Consider the following 21785-nt stretch of genomic DNA (forward strand, 5'->3'; position numbering starts at 1 on the left):
ATAGATTAGAACATTGACAGAGTAACATTCTCTGTCAATGTTCTTAAGTTGATTATGGCTAATAAATTCCTTTATAAAGTGTATGTCATCTTTTACCCGAAGATGACAGTATTAAGTGCCCTAGTCAGAGCTTGCGCACTAGCGATGTTAGTACCAGTAACAGTAATACGGATTTCATAAGTGTGCACACCTGCAGTAGGAGCATCAATCCAAGTGAGGTTGGGAATTTCGCTCAGTACACGTGCTGTTGCTGGTACGTTATCTTCTGCTTTTTCGACAGTGATCGTGGATATAGCAGCTCCATCCAAAAATAAACTATAAGTGATGGTATATTGGTAAGGGGTAGCGGCATCTGTCGTTACTTCTACTTCTACCATGGAATCTAGTTTTAAAGATTGACCGGCAGTCGTTGTGAGCCCAAGAGAAAGTACTGATGTTTCTGTTGTAAGTGTAAGCGCAGCTGGGGTAACGGACTGCACGAAATTAAAGGTACTTCCAGGACCAGTTGCACCTGTAGGACCGGTTGGGCCTGTATCGCCAACATCACCAGTAGCTCCAGTGGCCCCAGCAGCACCCGGTGCACCTGTAGCTCCAGTAGCACCAGTGCTGCCAGTAGGACCTGTTGCTCCTGTGTCACCAATATCGCCAGTAGGCCCAGTATCACCTGTAAGACCAGTCACGCCAGTAGCTCCAGTAGCTCCAGTAGCTCCAGTGGCTCCAGTAGCTCCCGTATCGCCAATATCGCCAGTAGGTCCAGTATCACCAGTGGCACCAGTAGCTCCCGTAGCACCCGTAGCGCCCGTGGCACCAGTAGCCCCATCAATTCCGACATCACCCGTAGCTCCCGTAGCTCCCGTAGCACCAGTAATACCAGTATCGCCAGTAGCACCAGTAGCGCCTGTAATGCCAGTAGGACCGGTAGCGCCAGTTGTGCCGGCAGCTCCAGTTTCGCCTGCAAGCCCTGCAGCTCCAGTAGGACCGGTAGCGCCAGTTGTACCCGTAGCTCCAGTTTCGCCAGTAACGCCTGCAGCGCCAGCAACGCCTGTAGCTCCAGTAGGACCGATAGTGCCAGTAGCGCCGGTAGCTCCAGTCGTGCCGGTAGGGCCAGTTACGCCTGTTATGCCAATACTGCCGGTAGTACCAGTAGCGCCAGTAGAACCGGTTGCCCCTGTTGCACCAGCGGTTCCGGCTAATCCCGTAGGTCCTGTAGGGCCAGTGTTGCCAATCGCTCCGTCAGTGCCGGTGGGTCCAGTAGGGCCTGTAGGTCCAGTAGCGCCAGTAGTGCCAGTAGCTCCAGTAGCTCCGTTTTCGCCAATATCTCCAGTAGGTCCGGTCGCTCCAGTAGGTCCAACGCCAGTAGCACCAGTAGCTCCAGTTGCTCCAATGCCAGTAGCACCAGTAGGACCAGTAGCTCCCGTAGCTCCGATACCCGTGGCGCCAGTAGCACCAGTAGTTCCCGTAGGTCCTGTAGATCCGGTAATACCCGTAGCACCGGTACGTCCAGTTGCTCCAGTAGGACCAATCGGACCCGTATCACCCGTATCGCCAGTAGTTCCAGTAGGACCAGTAGAACCCGTAGTGCCAGTAGCGCCTGTACGTCCAGTAGCCCCAGTTGCGCCAGTTGCTCCGGTTGCTCCTGCAGTTCCTGCAGTACCAGCAGGACCGCTATCTCCAGTGGCACCAGTAGTGCCGGTGCGGCCAGTGGCACCAGTCGGTCCAATTGATCCAGTTGCGCCTGTGATGCCAGTAGGACCGGTAGCGCCAGTAGCGCCAGTTGCACCGGTGCGCCCTGTAGCTCCATTTGCTCCTGTAGCTCCCGTTGCTCCAGTTGGGCCTGTAGGGCCAGTTGCACCATCTGCACGAAGCAGTATTTGATCAGAATCGAATAAATCTTTCATTAAAAAAAGACACCTCCAAGTCATTGTGTGGATTGCTTGAATCTTATAATATGGCTAACCAATGTTATAATATGATAAGTGCAGTAGATATGTGATTATGTTAATGATATAAAATATTGAGTCAATTGTATTCCATAGGAATTAGTGCTTTTATATAAAAGAAATGTTGAAACAAAGCTGTTTAGCTTAAACGTATAATAGAAAGAGTGGCACCTGCACCAGTGATCAGAGCAGCTGTGCCAACAAGACCGAATAATTGCAGAGTAATCGTTGAATTGGCTGTTAAGGTTGTTATAATACTATTATTATAGGATGTGGAAACTAGACCTGAATTTACTGTAGAGGGTAAATTATTAGTACCATTTATAATTAGCCTGCTGCTTAATGCTAAGCCGGCAGTCATATTCAGTTGATATGATAGATAATACCTTCCTGCCGGCGTAACAGTAAAAATTGTATTTGCTGCATTTACTGCAATGTCAGCTGAGAGATTTTGACTATTAGGAAGAGGAACTGACGTACCAAGAAGGATTACTGAAATCGATCCGCCTCCGGTATTAGCTGCGAAACCAGAAGTTGCAGTAGTACTAGTGCCGGTAGGACCGGTAGCACCATCTGTTCCAGTGGGACCAGTAGCTCCAGTGATGCCGGTAGGCCCTGTCGGTCCGATAGAGCCATCATTTCCGGTAGCACCAGTAGGTCCGGTAACTCCAGTGATGCCGGTAGGCCCTGTCGGTCCGATAGAGCCATCATTTCCGGTAGCACCAGTAGGTCCGGTAACTCCAGTGATGCCGGTAGGCCCTGTCGGTCCGATAGAGCCATCATTTCCGGTAGCACCAGTGGGTCCGGTAACTCCAGTAGTGCCGGTAGACCCTGTCGGTCCGGTAGATCCAGTAGGACCTATAGCACCATCAGCACCTGTGGCTCCAGTAGGGCCAGTACTGCCTGTAGTGCCTGTAGCACCTGTACGTCCAGTGGCACCAGTGGGGCCGATTGCTCCGGTATTACCTGCGGTGCCAGTAGAGCCTGTAGGACCGGTGTCACCAGTTGTACCAGTGGCGCCCGTACGGCCTGTAGCACCAGTAGGGCCAATTGAGCCAGTAGGGCCAGCGATTCCGGTAGATCCCGTGGGACCTGTAGCACCCGTTGTCCCGCTAGGGCCTGTAATACCTACGTCGCCAATAGGACCGGTTGGACCAGTGATACCGGTAGGTCCAGAGGCTCCAGTGATACCTAAACCTGTACTGCCAGTAGGACCAGTTACTCCAATGCCGATGGGTCCGGTTGCTCCAGTAGCTCCTGTCGTACCTGTTGGCCCAGTGGCTCCTGTCGTACCGGTAGCTCCTGTGCGGCCTGTAGCCCCTGTCGTGCCTATAATACCCGTATCCCCGGTGGCTCCCGTCGTACCTGTTGGGCCAGTAGCTCCTGTCGTACCGGTAGCACCTGTACGGCCCGTAGAACCTGTTGTTCCAGTAGATCCAGTAGCACCAGTGGCGCCGGCAATGCCTGCAGTGCCCGTATCTCCTGCAGGACCTGCAGCGCCAGTACGTCCAGTGGCACCAGTCGGTCCAATGGAGCCAGTGGCCCCAGTAATGCCTGTAGTCCCAGTTGGTCCTGTAGTTCCAGTACTACCAGTACGTCCAGTCGCTCCGGTTGGTCCCGTAGCACCAGTAGCACCAGTGGGTCCGGTTGGCCCAGTTGGCCCATCTGCACGAAACGGTACTTGAATAGAATCTAATAAAGAAACTTCCATCTTAGATGTTACACCTCCGCTCTGTAGTAGAATGATAGAAACAGCTATCGTAAAACTAGCTAGTAGTATACTATGTTAATTGCGGAGAAAGCGTGATTATGTTAATAGTGAAAATTGCATAGAGAAAGCAGGCCTACGACCAAAATCGAGGCCTGCCTTGTTATGACATGCAATTGACCTTACGTGATATTAAGACCTGCGCTTGCATATCCCGTAACAGTATTAACTAAAGTCAATCCTGTAGCTGTTGCTGAAAATACCAATAACAAGCGAGTTTGCGCGGTTACAGGTATAGATAGACCTGTAGTAATACCATTACTAATCGTGCCAAGAGCCACAGTACCTGTTAGAGCAGGAGCTAATGCTACAACAGCCCCTGGGACTGCCGTAAAGGTGTTGTCTGGAGTAGTGGATTGGAATAATTGTGCCGTAATCGTTATGGTAGAGCCTACTAATGCTAACGCTACTGTGTTGCTAAAATAGGCAGTAAGTGAAGTAATTGTTCCAGCACGAGGAACAGAGAAGGAAAAATCAATAATAGGACCTAAAGCCGTACCCGTAAGATCAATTGCTCCGCCGACAAGGCTAATGCCAGTTGCTGAAGAGCCAAAGCCAATAAGACTTGTTGTACCAACTAATCCACCTGCAATTGTAGTCAATATAGCAGGGCCGCCTGAGGCAAAAGGAATGATTGCACCTAAACCAGTTGAGCCCGTAGGTCCGGTTGCGCCCGTTGATCCAGTTGCACCAGTAGCTCCTGTATCACCAGTGGCACCAGTGGCACCAGTGCCTCCAGTAGGTCCAGTAGGTCCGGTTGCACCAGTTGCACCCGTTGAGCCAGTAGGTCCAGTGGCTCCTGTGTCACCAATTTCGCCAGTAGCGCCAGTAGCGCCAGTACCGCCAGTAGGGCCAGTCGGACCAGTAGCACCAGTCGAACCAGTAGCACCAGTAGCTCCTGTATCGCCAATGTCGCCAGTAGGACCAGTGTCACCTGTAGCGCCTGTAGAGCCGGTAGGCCCGGTCGCGCCAGTAGCACCAGTAGCTCCTGTATCGCCAATGTCACCCGTTGCTCCAGTTGGACCTGTTGCTCCAGTAATGCCATTAACTCCAGTAGCTCCAGTTGGCCCCGTGGGACCAGTAGGACCAGTGGCACCTGCCTCTCCAGCAGTTCCAGTAGCGCCAGTAGCACCAGTCGCTCCAGTTGCCCCAGCAGTTCCGGTAGCGCCAGTCGGACCAGTAGGACCGGTGGCACCTGCCTCTCCAGCAGTTCCAGTAGCGCCAGTAGCACCAGTCGCTCCAGTTGTCCCAGCAGTTCCGGTAGCACCAGTCGGACCAGTCGAACCAGTGGCACCTGCCTCTCCAGCAGTGCCCGTGGCGCCAGTAGCTCCAGTAGCTCCAGTTGCCCCGGCTGCACCAGTTTCGCCAGTAGAACCTGTCGCTCCCGTTATACCATTGGCACCTGTAGACCCTGTGGCACCTGTGCGGCCAGTAGCACCCGTTGGTCCAATCGGTCCAGTATCACCCGTGCTTCCAGTAGATCCTGTAGGACCTGTTGCTCCTGTAGCACCGGTAGCGCCAGTACGCCCAGTAGCCCCTGTGGATCCAGTAGCGCCAGTGGGACCTGTAACTCCTGTAGGACCGGATGGTCCGATTTCAGTAGCACCAGTAGCACCAGTGCGTCCAGTAGCGCCAGTAGCTCCAGTAGCGCCTGTAGGACCAGTAGATCCAGTGACTCCTGTAGGTCCAATTTCAGTAGCACCAGTTGCCCCGGTACGTCCGGTGGCTCCAGTAGGACCAATGGAACCTGTAGGACCTGTAATGCCCGTAGCACCAGTAGGCCCGGTATCTCCAGTGCTGCCCGTAGCTCCTGTGCGTCCAGTAGCACCTGTTGGTCCGATTGGTCCGGTACCGCCCGTAAGACCGGTAGTGCCAGTTGGGCCTGTTGCTCCGGTAGTACCAGTAGCGCCAGTACGTCCGGTGGCTCCTGTTGGTCCCGTAGGACCTGTAGGACCTGTTGGTCCAGTTGGACCAACCTCTTGACGAAGAAGCATATCAAAATCAGGACTTTTCATATAAATAGAACACCTCCGAATAATTGTATGCCCTAATAGAAGGGAAAATGCTAACCTGCTATATCTTATGCAAAATTTTAAAAAAGTGTGATTATGTTAATAAGAATTGTTTCATTTAAACTAACTATTCAATTTTTAATCTGAATGATATCACGATAGATTAAGTTAGATTGTATGCTATATTGAAAGCAACAATAACGAGTATGTTAATGAAATATGATGAAAGACATCAAATATAGATAGAGGAATGGAAGAATGCGCCGTTTTCCATTCCTCTATCTTGTAGTGATATTGTAAGGCAGTTTTATAATTTTTTAATTTAAACGTGTAATAGTAACTTGTGCTGCTAGAGAAGGTGACAATGCTGTTGTAATGCTAATGAGAGAGTTGTTTCGTAATGTAATGACGTCACCAGCTGTTAGGGATAAAATTGCCTGCCCGGAGATTTCGCCCACAGCAACTAAAGCAGAAATAGGTGTAGAAGCATTCACTATTCCATTTATTGCGATTGCTATTTGGGCACCAATTCCAGCAGTTATAAATGCATTGTAGGCAATCTGGTAAATACCAGTAGTGGTTACAGTTATGGCTGTGGCAGCTGGAGTATGTGTAACATTTGCAAGAGGGCCATTATTGCTAAAGGGAATGTCGGCACCGCCGAGAATGGTAGCATCTAGAAGAGTAGCAAGTTGATAAGCATATCCAAAAGCAGCTAATCCTGCCCCTGTTGCTCCCGTTGAGCCAGTAGGTCCGGTAGCACCTGTTTCACCGATATCACCAGTAGGTCCTGTATCGCCTGTTGGTCCAGTTGGACCTGTAGCTCCCGTGGCACCCGTAGAACCAGTAGGTCCAGTAGCACCAGTATCGCCCACATCTCCCGTAGGTCCAGTAGCACCAGTCGGCCCGGTAGGACCTGTAGCTCCGGCAGCTCCTGTGGGTCCCGTAGGTCCAGTAGCACCGGTATCGCCAATGTCTCCCGTAGGTCCAGTAGCGCCCGTAGGCCCGGTAGGACCTGTAGCTCCCGTGGCACCAGTTGAGCCAGTAGGTCCGGTAGCACCGGTATCACCGACATCGCCTGTTGGTCCAGTATCTCCAGTGGAGCCAGTGGGTCCGGTAGCACCAGTCGCTCCAGTTGAGCCAGTAGGTCCGGTAGCACCCGTGTCACCGACATCACCAGTAGGTCCTGCATCGCCTGTAGGTCCCGTAGCACCAGTCGCTCCAGTGGATCCCGTAGCTCCAGTAGATCCAGTCGCTCCAGTAGGACCAGTGGCGCCTGTATCACCAATATCGCCTGTAGGACCCGTATCACCCGTAGGTCCAGTAGGCCCAGTAGCGCCAGTAGCGCCAGTAGAACCAGTAGGACCGGTAGCGCCTGTATCGCCTACGTCGCCAGTAGGTCCAGTTTCTCCAGTAGGCCCAGTAGGTCCAGTAACTCCGGCAGCCCCTGTAGGTCCTGTAGGTCCAGTGGCACCAGTTTCACCTACGTCTCCCGTCGGTCCTGTATCACCTGTAGGTCCAGTAGGTCCAGTAGCTCCAGCAGCTCCAGTAGGCCCAGTAGGACCGGTAGCACCTGTATCGCCCACATCACCCGTAGGTCCCGTATCGCCCGTCGGTCCAGTTGGTCCAGTAGCACCGGTAGCCCCCGTGGAACCGGTAGGCCCAGTAGCTCCGGTATCTCCTACATCGCCTGTAGGTCCAGTGTCACCCGTCGGTCCAGTTGGTCCAGTAGCACCGGTAGCCCCAGTGGAACCAGTAGGTCCAGTGGCTCCTGTATCGCCGATATCGCCAGTGGTGCCAGTAGCACCCGTAGGTCCTGTGTCGCCGGTAGAGCCAGTAGCTCCGGTAGCACCTGTTACTCCAGTTGGTCCAATCGGTCCACCCGAGGGTCCCGTAGGTCCAGTAGGACCGGTAGGCCCAGTAGCCCCCGTCGGTCCTGTAGGTCCCTCTCCATATTCGCCAGTAGGTCCCGTAGGTCCAGTTGGCCCAGTAGGTCCCGTAGGTCCAGTCCCTCCCTCTCCATATTCACCTTGAGGTCCCGTAGGTCCAGTCGGCCCGGTAGGTCCGGTAGGTCCAGTCCCTCCTTCTCCATATTCACCTTGAGGTCCCGTAGGTCCAGTCGGCCCCGTGGGCCCCGTAGGTCCTTCTCCATATTCGCCAGTCGGCCCCGTAGGTCCGGTCGGCCCGGTAGGTCCGGTAGGTCCGGTAGGTCCTGTAGACCAGCCATTATTACAGCAGTTTGCTGAAGATGAGCATAATGGAAATGTAGGTACTGTAGGTGAGAATCTAAATATTGAATTATCGTAAAAGGACATATTGATATTGACCTCCTTTGGTATAAATATTGGTTCTTGATATACTATGTATTTATTAGCTACAATGTGTCGCATATTATGTAAGGGCAGAAACAATTCCAGATTTTAAGAGTGTCTATTTAAGCAAATCATTAATTATATCGCCAGAGGATAATCAGTCTGCAGCTATTTTAAAGTAGTCTGTTTAAATTGGAATCGTAATAGAATAAGTGGAGTAAGACCTAATAAAAACAGGTAAAACTTTTGACAAACATAAAAAAGAAAAGTACAATAAATAAATGCTTGTGAGCGTTTGAGTTTCATGGAATACGACTTATTATTTTGTAGTAAATTATGAAGAAGTGAGGTTGAGAAATATGATTACAGTTCGAGAAAAGGTTCGCTTTGTCGAGACGGATATGATGGCTGTGGTACACCATGCCAATTATTTTCGCTGGTTTGAAATGGGGCGTGTAGAATACTTAAGGCAAGCAGGCATCTCGTTGCTTAAAATGATGGATGATGACATTGTTTTTCCAATTACCAGTGTGGACTGCCAATATCGCTCTTCTGCAAAATTTGATGATATTATTCTCATAGAAACATCAATGACAGAAGTAACACCTGTAAAGATGATTTTTACTTATAAAGTGGTTCGTGAGGCTGATGGAGTGTTATTAGCGACAGGTAATACTCAAAATTTGTTTACCAATAAGCAGGGGAAAATTATCCGTTTGCCCAGTACATATTTTAATAAACTAAAAGAGTATTTTGAAAATGCAGGACAGTGAATGCATATAAGAAAATAGATTTAGATAGAATATTTTGTTAGGAGGTGCAGTCACGTGAATGATAATGCACCAATTGGCATTTTTGATTCGGGAATTGGCGGACTTACTGTAGTGAAAGAAATGATGGATATGATGCCAAGGGAGAATTTGATTTATTTTGGAGATACAGCACGAACTCCTTATGGATCTCGTCCAGAAGCGGAAATTCTTGAATTTATGCAGCAAATATTAGCTTTTTTTGCAGCGCAGAAGGTCAAAATGGCAGTAGTTGCTTGTAACACCATGACTGCCCTGGGATTAGAATGGATGAAAACTCAATATTCATTTCCTTTAGTTGGTGTGAACACTGGAGTGGAGTTAGCATTTGCTGCTGGCAAATGTAAAAAGGCAGGAATCCTTGCTACACAAGCTACGATTGCTAGTGGAAGTCATAGTCGGGCAATTCGCAGTAAAGATACAACAGTACTCGTTTATCCTCAGGCATGTCCTAAATTGGTACCATTGATAGAGCGTGAGCAGGTGCAAGGAATAGAGATCGAACAGGCAACTGCTGAGTATGTGCTGCCTATGAAAAAGCTGGCAGTAAATGTCATTATTTTAGGCTGTACTCATTATCCGTTTATAAGTTCGGTGATACAAAAAATCGCAGGTAAGGAAATTGAGATTATCGATCCGGCAAAAGAGACTGCAAAAGAGGCGCAGAAGATACTCTTTCAGAAGGGCCAAGTATCTGAAGAATGTGAAGGAAAAGTTCGCTTGTGTTTTTCTGCAGATGTGGAAAGAGCAAAAAGAATGGCAGAGATCATGTTTAATACTGAAAAAATAAATTTTGAATTAGTAACGTTAGAGTGATTTGTTCCTGTGTGATGCACTTTTGAGGAAAATTTGGTATACTAGTTAAGGAAAAAACTTCTAGAGATGGGGGCCTTGGTGTGGAAATCTTGGTGACGATAGTAATAGTAGCTATAATTATGGCAGTAGCTGTGTGGTTGTTTATTGCCAAACAAGGTGATGCCGACTTTGAATTTATGGTGAATGAGCGAACGGAATTTATAGTAATTGCAGAAACCGAAAAAACAGCTACTTTTTCTTGTGAAGTAGCATTTGTCAATAAGGGTTCACAGGATGGTACGATAATGGATGCTTTTCCTCGTCATTTGCTGCCTTATGAGCAATTTGATGAGGTTGAGGTAAATTCTCGAATGGAGCTTGCTACAGCACTCCGAACCGATAATTATTTTGAAGCGGTGATTATTCCTAAAGGAACGGGTGGAACCGTTATTGTTACGGTTACATTTACAGCAAAGACAGGCAATATAAAAGATGCTTTACAAAATTTATATGACTTGTCAGTAGATATGCCAATTGATATTGTGTATCAGATTGTGGCTCGTACCCCGTGGTATATTCACAAAGCGCGTATGATTATGACTTGCGATGAAATCAATAGGGCTATGCAGGCAAAAGGTACTGCGAAAAGGGAGGACTAGTAATGGCAGAACTTGAACTCAAACCAGTAGGTACGCGTATTTTAACAGATAAAGATAATATTGTAGATATGATCGAAAAGTATGCCAAAGAGGATATTGGTCCAGATGATGTAGTATCGGTAGCTGAGAGTGTCGTTGCGATTACCCAGGGACGTGTGGCAAGGCCTGAAGATTTTAAAGTATGTTTTTTGGCGAAGATATTATGCCGCTTTGTACCTCAAAAGGGGAGTTTATCTAGTGTCTACGGCATGCAGTCTTTAATGGATGCTGAAGGGAAATGGCGTGTTTTATTTGCTATGATAATCGGTATGTTTGCTAAAATTGTTGGGAAGAATGGTGTGTTTTATGAGTTAGCAGGTTCGCATGCTGCTCTGGTTGATGATGTGACAGGTACGATGCCGCCTTTTGATAAATGTTTGGTATACGGGCCTTTGGAGGCAAATAGGGTAGCAGAAGAAATAAAACGACGATTGGGCTGCTATGGTGCAGCTGTAGCAGATGTAAATGATTTAAAGCGAGCATTAGTAGTAGGTGCTTCAACAGGTCTTGATCCTAAGAAGTTAGCACATATTTTAATTGATAATCCTTTTGGTAATGCTTCTCAGCGGACACCAATCGTTATTATTAAAAATTATGCAGCAGTAGAGAGAAGGACAGAAAATCTTCTTTCTATGGAGTAATTGATTAGCAAAGAGGATAGAATACAGCTATCCTCTTTATTATTTTTGCTGTAAAATTAACTAATGAGTCTGCAAATTATGCAATTTATGTTTTGGAGGAATGACATGGCTAGTATTGGTATTACTACAACCGTACCTGTGGAGATTATTTTAGCAGCCGGTAATGTACCAGTAGATTTAAATAATGTATTTATTACTGATAAAGAGGCCAATCGATTAGTAGAAGGAGCCGAAGATGCAGGTTACCCGCGGAATATATGCGGCTGGATTAAAGGCTTATATTCTGTAGTCGTAGAGAGGGGGAATATCGATACGGTACTTGCAGTTACCCAAGGAGACTGCAGTAATACGCATGCCTTAATGGAAACCTTGCAATTGGTAGGTGTAGAGACCATTCCCTTTGCATATCCTTTTGATCGGGATTATGATCTTTTGAAATTGCAGATGGATAAATTAATTGCAGCTTTAAAGACAGATTGGAATCAGGTTATGGCTGTAAAAAAACGTTTAGATGGGGTCAGAAGTAAAATTGCTGAAATGGATCGCCTTACCTGGCAGGAAAATTTGGTTAGCGGCTGGGATAACCACTTATTCCAAGTGAGCTGCAGTGATTTTAATGGGAATGTGGACGAATTTGAGCAGGATATTGATCAGTTTCTACTAAAAACAAAATCTGCAAATGAATTTACAGAAGATATCCGTTTGGGATATATTGGTGTTCCGCCTATTTTTAATGATTTATATGATCATTTTGAAAAAATGGGAGCGCGGATTGTCTTCAATGAAGTGCAGCGGCAGTTCGCCATGCCTTATCAAGTTGAGGATTTAGTAGAACAATATAGACTATATACCTATCCTTATGGTGTATTCCAGAGAATTGAAGATATTAAGGGAGAAATTGAAAAACGTAATTTGGATGGTATTGTGCATTATGTCCAAAGCTTCTGCTTCAGGCAGATTGAAGATATGATCTTTAGGGAAAAATTAGATATTCCTATACTAACCATCGAAGGAGATAAGCCGGGTAAGCTGGATGCGAGAACGAAACTTCGAATCGATAGTTTTTTGGAAATGCTGCGATGAGGTGAAAGATATGTTTTGTGGTATCGATTTAGGCAGTCGTAGTGTAAAGTTAGTTGTAATGGATCAAGACGGTGTCAATCATTCTGAAATTTTTGAAACGGTGCAGTTTTATCGAAACTATGGACAGCCTGGGGAAAATGGATTAGTTGTTAACTTTGCCTCTGTGGGGGTAGGGGAATTTGACAAGGTGGTTGCTACTGGTTATGGGCGCAATACCATCAATATTGTAGGAGCTACTGTTATTGCTGAATTAAAAGCACACGTGATAGGAGCTATATGGCAGACGGGACTTACTGATTTTACCTTATTGGATTTGGGTGGGCAGGATAGTAAAGTAATAAAAGTCCGTAATCGTAAAATGGTGGATTTTGCGACAAATGATAAATGCGCTGCCAGCACAGGACGATATTTAGAAAATATGGCAACGGTTCTCGGGATTAGTTTAGCAGAGCTTAGCAGTTATAAGGAAAATCCTGTAGAGTTGTCTGCAACTTGTGCTATTTTTGGAGAATCTGAGCTTATTGGACGCATTGTGGAAGGGTATAGCGTTCCACAATTGGCAGCTGGCGTTAATTATACGATTTTTAAGAGAATCAAGCCGATGCTTCATTCTCTTGCAAGTGAAGTGATTGTTTTTACAGGAGGTGTGGCTTTAGGAAAAGCCATTGGACAAACCATATCTTCGGAACTTGGTGTAGAGGTTGTTGTACCCAAATATCCACAACTTAATGGAGCAATCGGTTGTGGGGTTTATTCCTGGGAAAAGAGGGGATAATATGTTCTTAGGGCTTGATGTAGGTGGAACATTTACGGATGGTGTGGTAGTAGCAGATGGGAAGATAGTCAGTATGGTTAAAGCTCCTACTACTAATGAAAATCTATTGCGATGTATATTGACAGTAGTAGATAAAATGGTGGAGGATATTGGTAGTAAGGCGTTTGAACGGATTGTATTATCCACAACAATTGTAACCAATGCGATAGTGGAAGGAAAGATTGACCAGGTTGCCTTATGTATTATGCCAGGACCAGGGATGAACATAGCTGATATTCTACCAGTTGAGCCTTATATCTTATCTGGTTATATTGACCATCGTGGCCGAGAAATGGCTCAGCCGAGCAAAGAAGAAGTGCTGAGTGCTTGTCGCCATTTTGCTTCTTGTGATGTATTTGTTGTTTCTGGCAAATTTGCTGTTCGTAATCCTAATTTTGAGTCCGCAGTAGCGGATTGGATACAAGAAAAAGTTAGCCCTATGCATATAAGCAGAGGAGGAAAGGTTTCAGGAACACTCAATTTTTTAAGACGTACTAACTCAGCCTATTATAATGCAGCGGTATGGCGGCGCTTTAATGCTTTTGCTACGGCAGTAGAGGAAGCATTAACGATTCGTGGGGTTTACAGTCCTGTTTTTGTGTTAAAAGCTGACGGAGGCACACTACCTTTATCAGTAGCCAGAAACTGTCCTATAGAGGCTATTTTTACTGGACCCGCTGCCAGTACCATCGGTGTTATGGGTATGAATGGGGATGCTGCCGTTTCTGGAATTTCTCTTGATATTGGGGGTACTACTACCGATATTGCATTGTGGCAAAAGGGAAGACCTGCTTTAGCAAAAGAAGGGGCAGCTGTTGCTGGACATAGAACTGGAGTTCAAGGATTTCGCCTTAAGTCTGCCGGAATCGGCGGTGATAGTTTGGTCTTCTGGGAGAATCATGTATTGAAAGTAGGACCAATGCGTCATGGCCCTGCTATGGCGGCAGGAGGTCCTAAGCCAACTGTGACTGATGCTATGGTAGCGGCGGGGTTCATTGATTTTGGCGATCGTGCCTTAGCAGTAAAGGCAATGAAACAGCTTGCTTTACAAGGACAAAGCCCAGAAGAGATGGCGAGTCAAGTAGTAGATAAGGCAGTGAATGATATTTGTCAGGCGATAGCAGATTTGTTAGATGAGCAAGCTGCTGAACCTTTATATCATGTAGAAGAAATTGTTTATGAAAGAAAATTCGTCTTAGAAACTATAATTGGTGTAGGTGGCGGAGCGGCTGGTCTTGTACCTCTGATTGCTAAAAAGCTGGGAATTAGCTATACACTTCCTGAGAATGGGAAGGTTGCTAATGCCTTTGGTGCGGCGGTAGCAAGGCCAACTATTGCTATTACTCTTCGTGCTGATACCGCAGAAGGATATTATACCGTTCCAGAATTAGGGATCAAAAATAGACTGCCTCGAGGGAATTCTTCCTTACAAAATATGTATGAGTTAGCAGAAAAACATTTGGCAGAATTAGCCCAGAGAAATAGTATTTTTGCTGGTGAAACGCAAATCGTACAATCAGAGGAATTTAATATGGTTCGTGGTTTTACTTCAGTGGGAAAAATTATGACCTGCCGCTTGCAGATAAAACCTGGCGTGCTGCAGTATGGTGAGGAGGAGTTATGTTGAATGCTCAAAAGTTAGGACTGGTATTTTTTCCAGCTTTTGACTGGGCGATTAGCCCAACTCATCCTGAGAGGGAGGAACGTTTGTTATATACCCGTGACCAGATTGTAGAAGAAGGACTTCTGGATATGCCATCGATACGGGAATATAAGCCTAAAATCGCTAACCTTCAGGATATTGAAAGAGTGCATGTGGGAGTTCCTGACATATTTTCTTTAATTACCAATGCTCATTTAGTGTCAGCAGGTGGAGCGATTGCAGCTGCTGATGCGGTAATAAAGAAGGAAGTGCAGCGAGCTTTTGCTTTAGTACGTCCGCCAGGACATCATGCCATGCGCATTGTTCATGGGACTCGTGGATTTTGTACCATTAATATGGAAGCAATTATGATAGAATATTTACGGAAGACCTATGGTATTGGTAAAGTTGCCATCGTTGATACAGATGTACATCATGGTGATGGCACTCAAGATATTTTTTATCATGACCCTGACACCCTATTTATTTCCTTTCATCAGGATGGGCGGACCTTATATCCGGGGACTGGTTTTACCAATGAAATGGGGAGTCCTAATGCTCTTGGTACTACAGTGAACATACCTTTGCCGCCAGGAACAGGTGACTGCGGTCTTCATGAAGTGCTAGATCACCTGATTATGCCTATTCTAGGAGAATTTAAACCTGAAATAATTATTAATTCCGCCGGTCAGGATAATCATTTTAGTGATCCTTTAGCGAATATGGCAATTACAGCGCAGGGGTATGCGCGATTAGCCGATACATTAAAAGCTGATATTGCCGTATTGGAAGGCGGTTATTCGATTGAAGATGCTTTGCCTTATGTAAATGTAGGGATTGTATTAGCTATGGCAGGAATGGATTATAGCAGAGTCATTGAACCTAATATTGTAGATTGTCCTTCTCAAGCCTCTTCTGTCACTCATTATATAAAAGAAATCATCAAGGAACGCCAAGATATGTGGGGGAGAAAAGAGAAACTGAAGCGTGAAGCAATTATGAAGCATGGTGAATTCTGGCAGACAGAACGCAGTATCTATTATGATGATGAAGGTATTAACGAACAGCAGAAAGAAAGAATACGCTTATGCTCTCATTGTTCTGGATATGTAACAATTGAAACGAAGGCGCGCAGCAGTCTTCATTATAAAACAGCTTATATTGGTATGATTCCTCAGAAAGCTTGCCCAGCTTGTCTAAAAGCAGCTTACAATGAGGTACATACAGCAAAGAAAAAAGGAGAATATCAGCACTATATGGTGCAAAATAAACAGGAAGATCGGCTGGAAAGATTGTAACAATGTGTATAAAATAGAACTAATACCTTATCTGTGCTAAACTATAGAGTTAGTGAGGAGTTTTTGACTTGTAAGGTGGCACAACGAAGTAATTCGGAAAAAAGACTGCTGAAGTAGCAGAATTTAAATGCAGATGCAGTACTATATATTGTAGGAGGAGTCAAATAGATGAACCGACCAGATGGCCGAAAGGCTGATAAAATGCGTCCATTAAAAATAACTCGTAATTATTTAAAATACCCGGAAGGATCGGTGCTGATAGAGGTAGGCAATACAAAGGTAATATGCGCTGCCACAATTGAGGATAAAGTACCACATTTTATGAAGGGTTCAGGTGAAGGATGGATCACGGCTGAATATTCTTTACTGCCTCGTTCTACGCAGGTGCGTAATATTCGTGAGTCTGCTAAAGGGAAAATAACAGGAAGAACTCATGAAATACAACGGCTAATTGGCAGAGCATTGCGAAGTGTGGTTGATTTAAAAGCTTTAGGAGAAAAAACAATTTGGATTGATTGTGATGTTATACAAGCAGATGGCGGTACTCGAACAGCAGCGATTACAGGATCGTTTGTCGCTTTGGTTGATGCAGTCAATAGTATTTATACCAATCATGAGAAACCTTTCCCTGTTAAAGAGTTCTTAGCAGCGGTTAGCATCGGTGTTGTAAAAGATGCAGTGGTTGCTGATTTGTGTTATGAAGAAGATTCAGCAGCGATAGTGGATATGAACGTTGTAATGACTGGGAGCGGCCAATTTGTAGAAGTGCAGGGAACAGGTGAAAAACGTCCTTTTAGTAGGCAGGAGCTAAATGAAATGCTGGCCGTTGCCGAAAAGATGGTAGGGGAATTAATTGATTATCAAAAAGATATTCTAGGACCTTTATCGTGGAAAATCGGACGTGAGCCATGAAAGAAGTAGTGGTAGCAACTACGAATAAAGGGAAAGTTGCCGAGATTGCCTTAGCTTTGGCTAACTTGCCTGTCAAAGTGTTAGATCTAAGTGATTTTAGTGATATTCCTGAGGCTGTGGAAGATGGTGATAGCTTTATGGCAAATGCCCAGCTAAAAGCTAAGCATTATGCCCACCATACGGGAAAGGCCTGCTTAGCAGATGATTCTGGACTAGAAGTGGATGCATTAGGAGGCGCACCAGGCATTTATTCTGCACGCTTTGCCGGGGAGGATGCTAATGATGCTGCAAATAATCAAAAATTGTTAGCAGAATTAATTGGTGTTGTCCCTGAAAAGCGGACTGCTAGATTTCGTTGTGTTTTGGCTCTTGCTGACATTGATGGGACGATCATGACTGCCGATGGAGTAAGAGAAGGAATTATTGGTCAAGACTTGCGTGGTTTAGGCGGATTTGGATACGATCCATTGTTTTATATGCCTGAAATGGAGAAAACCATGGCTGAATGTTCAAAGAGTGAAAAAAACGATATTAGCCATAGAGGACAAGCGCTGAAGATTATGACCAAGATACTGGGAGAGTATTTAAAATGAAAATAGGGGTCATGAGTGATACCCATGGTGACCAGGCGGCTGTCAGGCAAGGGATAAAAGCAGCAGGTTCTATGGATATGTGGCTGCATGCAGGAGATTATAGCCAAGATGCAAACTATTTAGCTAAGTTAGTCAATGTTCCTGTATTTGCAGCGAGAGGAAATTGTGATGGGCAGGCAGCAGCCAAAATTGATGAATTTGTAGAAGTGGCTGGTAAGAAAATATGGATAACCCATGGGCATCGCTATGGTGTAAAGCAAGGTGTTAGTCAATTGGTAGAATGGGGCAGGCATTATGAGGTGGACATTGTAATTTATGGACATACTCATATCCCAGATAGCCACTGGGAAGAAAATTTACTGGTTTTCAATCCTGGCAGTGCTGCTGAACCTCGCTCTGGATATGGTACTTGTGGTATTTTAACGATTGATCATGAAGGGAAAATAGCAGGGGAGATTCTTACAGTGGGTAAGAAAGTAAAATGAATATAGAATGAGGGTCTGTTCTACATCTTGTGTAGAACAGACCCTCATTACGATAAAAGGTGCTTAGTTTAATGATTTACTCAATCATAATTCTTGGTATAAGCTACTTGTAATACTTCATCTGGCAGTTCATTTTCCCAACGCGCTACTACTACAGCAGCTACGCAGTTACCAATTAGATTGCAAGCCGTACGAGCCATATCAAGTATACGGTCAACTCCAAGAATAATACCAATACCTTCTACTGGCAAACCAAAAGCTGCTGCGGTACCGGCAATAACGATCAAAGAAGCACCGGGCACTGCTGCAATGCCTTTTGTAGACATCATCAATGTTACAAGCATAATTAGTTGAGTTTCGATTGGGAAGGGGATATTATAAACTTGAGCGATAAAAATGACAGCTAATGCACTATACAAGGTTGAACCATCTAAGTTAAATGTATAACCTGTCGGCAGCACGAAGGTAACAATATGCTTTGGAACGCCAAATTGCTCTAATTTTTCCATTGCAATTGGCAATGCTGCTTCGCTGGAGGCAGTGGAGAAAGCAATCAAGATAGGCTCTTTTATAGCTCTTAAGAGCTGGAAGAAATTCATACGGATAATTAGTGAAGCACAGGCTAATAACAAAACAATAAAAAGTACTAGAGCAAAATATAAGGAACCGATCAACTTCGCTAAAGGAATTAGCATACCCAAGCCGAATTTACCTACTGTATAAGAAATTAGAGCAAAAACACCAATAGGAGCCAATTTCATGACATACCAAGTGAATTTGAACATAATCTCAGCAACGCTGATTGCTAATGTAACGGTTGGTTTGCCCTTTTCTCCCATAGCGGCAGCTGCTACACCGAAGAAAGTAGAGAATAAAATGATTTGCAGCATGTCGCCGCGTCCCATGGCATCTACCACATTGGTAGGTACAATGTTAACGATCATTTGCGTCATATCAATGGTCTTTTTTGCTGCAGCTGCTGCAGAACTCACATCAGCACCAGTTGCAATTGCGACACCTGCACCAGGCTGGAATACATTTGCGACAGCCAGTCCAACGAAGAGAGCCAAGGTTGTAGCGACTTCAAACCAAATAATTGATTTTGCGCCTAAACGACCTAGTTTCTTAAAGTCACCAGTACCTGCAATACCCATAATTAATGAACTGAAAATTAAAGGTACCACAATCATTTTAATCATACGGATAAACGTGTCACCGACAGGCTTTAATGCTTGTCCATAGACAGGGAAGATATAACCGAACACAACACCTAGAATAAGAGCAATAAAAATTTGAGTTGTTAGGCCTATTCCTTTTTTTTCTTTTTCCATAAACGAATCCTCCTATAAATTTTGATTACTTGGAAACACCAAGAGATAAAGTAATCAAGGGGATTGCCTTGATTACCTTTACTGCACTGCACAGTAAAGAGAAAATATTTTTAATGATGAAATACTTTCTTCTCCTAGTATAGAATGTAACCATCTGCTAAACTACAGAAAACAACTGAAAAAAATTATTATGCAATTCAGAATTATATAAGAATAGCTTTTTAGGACGATGAGGATTATAATGTTGTATGTCGAATTTTGCATTTACAATGAGTGGCTAAATTGTTCACTAAAGGAGGGAGTTTTCTGTTATCTACTTTGCTAAAAAAAGTGCATGATGTCTTTGGAGGTATACAAGATTTATTTCATAAATATAAATCCCTTATCAATACGATATTGCTTGTTTCCTTAACTGGTATTGTATATATTTACCCTTTTGGCAGCTATTTTCGTTTTACCCTAGCGATTGTATTGTTAATCGTCTTTTTATTATATTTTGAGCAGTTTCCCATTTTATCTGGTACAATCTTGACAGGAGCAGTGATTGTATTTTTTCGTACGACAACGGATTTTTTAATAACCGGTCATGATTATAAGACTGCTATCATGTATAACTTACCTTCCCTGGCATACTATATCTCTTTTGCCGTACTATTTTACTTATTTTCCATTCGAAAGTACAAAGATCACATCTTGGTCCTTATTCTCTTATTGAGCGTGGTTGATATCCTCAGTAATATGGTCGAACTTTTTTGTCGTTCTGAATTGATTGGTGCAAAATTTGCAGTGGTTTTTCCAAGTATTGTAGTTGTGGCTATTGTGCGGGCTAGTTTAGCCTTTGTTGGGTATTATGCGTTAAAGCAATATCAATCCTTTATTCTAGCTAATGATCAGGCAAAGCGCTATATCGAGCAAACTCTCATGGTTGCTAAATTGAAAAGCGAGCTATTTTATCTAGAAAAATCATCTCAAGATATTGAAAATGTTATGGAGAAAGCCTATTGGCTTTATAAGCAATTAAACTCTAAGGTACAATTTGATAGAGAGCAAGAACATTTGCCTGCAGAGAATGCTCTTGCAGTGGCAAGAGAAATTCACGAGATAAAGAAAGATTACTATCGAGTCATAACTGGAATTGAAAATATTCTTAGACCCTCAAGCAGGGCTCAGAAGATAAAACTATCAGAAATATTGTTTATCATTGAACAAAATACAATACGGTATTTGAATGTAATCGATAAAAAGATTGATATCACCTATGAGTTAGCGGATGATTTTCTTACAGACAAGCATTATACTTTAGTTTCCATATTAGATAATCTCATTATGAACTCAATTGAGGCCTGTGGTGATGACGGAATTATTAAGGTAATTGAAACCAGTTCCAATGACATTATCTATTTTTGTGTGGAAGACAATGGAGTTGGTATTGATGAACAAGAATTTGAACTCATTTTTAATCCTGGTTATTCTACAAAATTTTCGCCGCGCACTGGTAAAATTTCAACAGGACTAGGCTTGGCCCATGTGAAAAATTACATTGAGCTATTAGGTGGAACCATTCGGGTGGAATCGCAGCCTGATGTATGTACTCGGTTTTTAATTGCGTTACCTCGCTTGGGTGTACTGATTTCTAATAAGGGTACTGATTTTTCTGTACCTTACTCTTAACCTCATATATTGGAGTAAACGATTCATAATAAAGTATTTTTATAAGAAAGTGGTGCGAATATGTCGTTACGTTTTGTGATTGTTGATGATGATCTTGTGATTTGTAGAATTCTACAAAAAATTATTGAGCAAAATCAATTAGGTACTGTTGTTGAGCAATGCAATGACGGCTTAAAGGGTGAGAGGATCATTCGAGAATACCAGCCGGATATTGCATTGGTTGATTTATTGCTGCCAGGCCAAGATGGAGTGGAACTCATTGAAAAGGTGTCTGCTGCAGCGACCAATACTTCGTTTATCATGGTTTCCCAAGCCACGAGCGAACAATTAATTACGAAAGCTTATGAAGCTGGGATTGAGTTTTTTATTCATAAACCCATTAATGTCTTAGAAACGGTATCTGTGATTAATAAAGTGCAAGAGCATCGTAAGTTAAAACAGATTATGTCTTTGATGCATCAAACCATTTCTCAATATCCTAATATTCGTCCTGCATCTGAGGATGGGACGAAAAATATGCAAAAGACTCGCATTTACAAAGTCTTTTCTGATTTGGGGATTATTGGTGAGGCGGGTGTAAAAGATATTTATCGAATGGTACAGCTAATCCTGAAAAAAGGTATAGAAAGTAAGTCCTATCAGTTATGTGATATTTATCAGCAAATGTCAGAAGGAATGGAGCAAGATGCGAAAGCAATTGAGCAGCGAGTACGTCGTGCCACAACGAAAAGCTTACACAATCTTGCCAATTTGGGGATTGATGATTATTACAACGAAATCTTTCAATCCCATAGTTCTTCTCTGTTTGATTTTAAAGAAGTGCGTCAAGAAATGAATTACATTTTAGGAAAAAGCCAATACCGCGGAAAAATTAATGTTAAAAAGTTTATTGAAGGGCTATTATTTATTGCAGAAGTCTGATGGATAAGATGGTTAAGTGGGGGACTACAACATGCCGGTTGTAGTCCCCTTAGGCTATTT

18 protein-coding genes are annotated in these 21785 nt (G+C 44.2%); 13 read left to right on the top strand and 5 right to left on the bottom strand.

The genetic code is table 11. The features are described from left to right. Window positions 1–92 precede the first annotated feature (92 nt). From BMZ99_RS26970 to BMZ99_RS08065, 4 genes are all read right to left on the bottom strand, one after another. A complete protein-coding gene (locus tag BMZ99_RS26970; protein WP_139214746.1) occupies window positions 93–1898 on the bottom strand; it encodes a collagen-like protein in 1806 nt (601 codons plus the stop codon). Window positions 1899–2079: 181 nt separating this feature from the next. Then, window positions 2080–3651, bottom strand: a complete 1572-nt coding sequence (locus BMZ99_RS08055) for a BclA C-terminal domain-containing protein (protein WP_090935074.1) — start codon at window positions 3649–3651, stop codon at window positions 2080–2082. Between the two features lie 179 nt (window positions 3652–3830). After that, window positions 3831–5723: an exosporium glycoprotein BclB-related protein gene (locus BMZ99_RS08060; RefSeq protein WP_090935077.1), complete on the bottom strand. Its 1893-nt coding sequence runs from the start codon at window positions 5721–5723 to the stop codon at window positions 3831–3833. A gap of 314 nt (window positions 5724–6037) precedes the next feature. Beyond that, on the bottom strand, window positions 6038–8035 hold the full coding sequence (locus BMZ99_RS08065) for a BclA C-terminal domain-containing protein (RefSeq protein WP_139214747.1): 1998 nt from the start codon (window positions 8033–8035) through the stop codon (window positions 6038–6040). Between the two features lie 356 nt (window positions 8036–8391). Here BMZ99_RS08065 and BMZ99_RS08070 point away from each other — a divergent pair, with 356 nt between their 5' ends. The 11 genes from BMZ99_RS08070 (at window position 8392) to BMZ99_RS08120 (ending at window position 17802) form a co-directional block, all read left to right on the top strand. Then, a complete protein-coding gene (locus BMZ99_RS08070; protein WP_090935083.1) occupies window positions 8392–8805 on the top strand; it encodes an acyl-CoA thioesterase in 414 nt (137 codons plus the stop codon). A gap of 54 nt (window positions 8806–8859) precedes the next feature. Continuing rightward, window positions 8860–9657: a glutamate racemase gene (gene murI, locus BMZ99_RS08075; RefSeq protein WP_090935086.1), complete on the top strand. Its 798-nt coding sequence runs from the start codon at window positions 8860–8862 to the stop codon at window positions 9655–9657. 80 nt (window positions 9658–9737) lie between these two features. Next, a complete protein-coding gene (locus BMZ99_RS08080) occupies window positions 9738–10295 on the top strand; it encodes a hypothetical protein (protein WP_090935089.1) in 558 nt (185 codons plus the stop codon). Window positions 10296–10297: 2 nt separating this feature from the next. Further along, window positions 10298–10975, top strand: coding sequence for a coenzyme F420-0:L-glutamate ligase (locus BMZ99_RS08085; RefSeq protein WP_090935092.1), 678 nt, complete (start codon window positions 10298–10300; stop codon window positions 10973–10975). A gap of 105 nt (window positions 10976–11080) precedes the next feature. Further along, complete coding sequence (locus BMZ99_RS08090; RefSeq protein WP_090935095.1) at window positions 11081–12058, top strand: 2-hydroxyacyl-CoA dehydratase family protein; 978 nt, start codon at window positions 11081–11083, stop codon at window positions 12056–12058. Between the two features lie 10 nt (window positions 12059–12068). After that, window positions 12069–12833: an acyl-CoA dehydratase activase gene (locus BMZ99_RS08095; protein ID WP_090935098.1), complete on the top strand. Its 765-nt coding sequence runs from the start codon at window positions 12069–12071 to the stop codon at window positions 12831–12833. Beyond that, window positions 12787–14499 (top strand): hydantoinase/oxoprolinase family protein, encoded by a 1713-nt coding sequence (locus BMZ99_RS08100; protein WP_245754878.1) that lies wholly within the window; start codon window positions 12787–12789, stop codon window positions 14497–14499. The genes BMZ99_RS08095 and BMZ99_RS08100 overlap by 47 nt, the downstream gene beginning before the upstream one ends. After that, on the top strand, window positions 14493–15812 hold the full coding sequence (locus tag BMZ99_RS08105) for a histone deacetylase family protein (RefSeq protein WP_090935104.1): 1320 nt from the start codon (window positions 14493–14495) through the stop codon (window positions 15810–15812). Before BMZ99_RS08100 ends, BMZ99_RS08105 begins: the two co-directional genes overlap by 7 nt. A gap of 168 nt (window positions 15813–15980) precedes the next feature. Next, complete coding sequence (gene rph / locus BMZ99_RS08110; RefSeq protein WP_090935107.1) at window positions 15981–16724, top strand: ribonuclease PH; 744 nt, start codon at window positions 15981–15983, stop codon at window positions 16722–16724. Further along, window positions 16721–17317: an XTP/dITP diphosphatase gene (locus tag BMZ99_RS08115; RefSeq protein ID WP_090935110.1), complete on the top strand. Its 597-nt coding sequence runs from the start codon at window positions 16721–16723 to the stop codon at window positions 17315–17317. The genes rph and BMZ99_RS08115 overlap by 4 nt, the downstream gene beginning before the upstream one ends. After that, entirely contained in the window at window positions 17314–17802 is a 489-nt protein-coding gene (locus BMZ99_RS08120; RefSeq protein ID WP_090935113.1) for a metallophosphoesterase, read from the top strand. The genes BMZ99_RS08115 and BMZ99_RS08120 overlap by 4 nt, the downstream gene beginning before the upstream one ends. Before the next feature lie 80 nt (window positions 17803–17882). Here the strand turns inward: BMZ99_RS08120 and BMZ99_RS08125 are convergent, their stop codons facing one another. Further along, window positions 17883–19133 (bottom strand): dicarboxylate/amino acid:cation symporter, encoded by a 1251-nt coding sequence (locus BMZ99_RS08125; RefSeq protein ID WP_090935116.1) that lies wholly within the window; start codon window positions 19131–19133, stop codon window positions 17883–17885. Between the two features lie 330 nt (window positions 19134–19463). On the opposite strand from BMZ99_RS08125, the gene BMZ99_RS08130 reads away from it, so the two are divergent. Both BMZ99_RS08130 and BMZ99_RS08135 read left to right on the top strand, forming a co-directional pair. Further along, window positions 19464–20804: an ATP-binding protein gene (locus tag BMZ99_RS08130; RefSeq protein WP_090935119.1), complete on the top strand. Its 1341-nt coding sequence runs from the start codon at window positions 19464–19466 to the stop codon at window positions 20802–20804. A 60-nt stretch (window positions 20805–20864) separates the two neighbouring features. After that, a complete protein-coding gene (locus BMZ99_RS08135) occupies window positions 20865–21725 on the top strand; it encodes a response regulator (protein ID WP_090935120.1) in 861 nt (286 codons plus the stop codon). The last annotated feature ends 60 nt before the right edge of the window (window positions 21726–21785 follow it).

The sequence above is a fragment of the Pelosinus propionicus DSM 13327 genome (assembly GCF_900114615.1).
Classification (GTDB): Bacteria; Bacillota; Negativicutes; order DSM-13327; family DSM-13327; genus Pelosinus; species Pelosinus propionicus.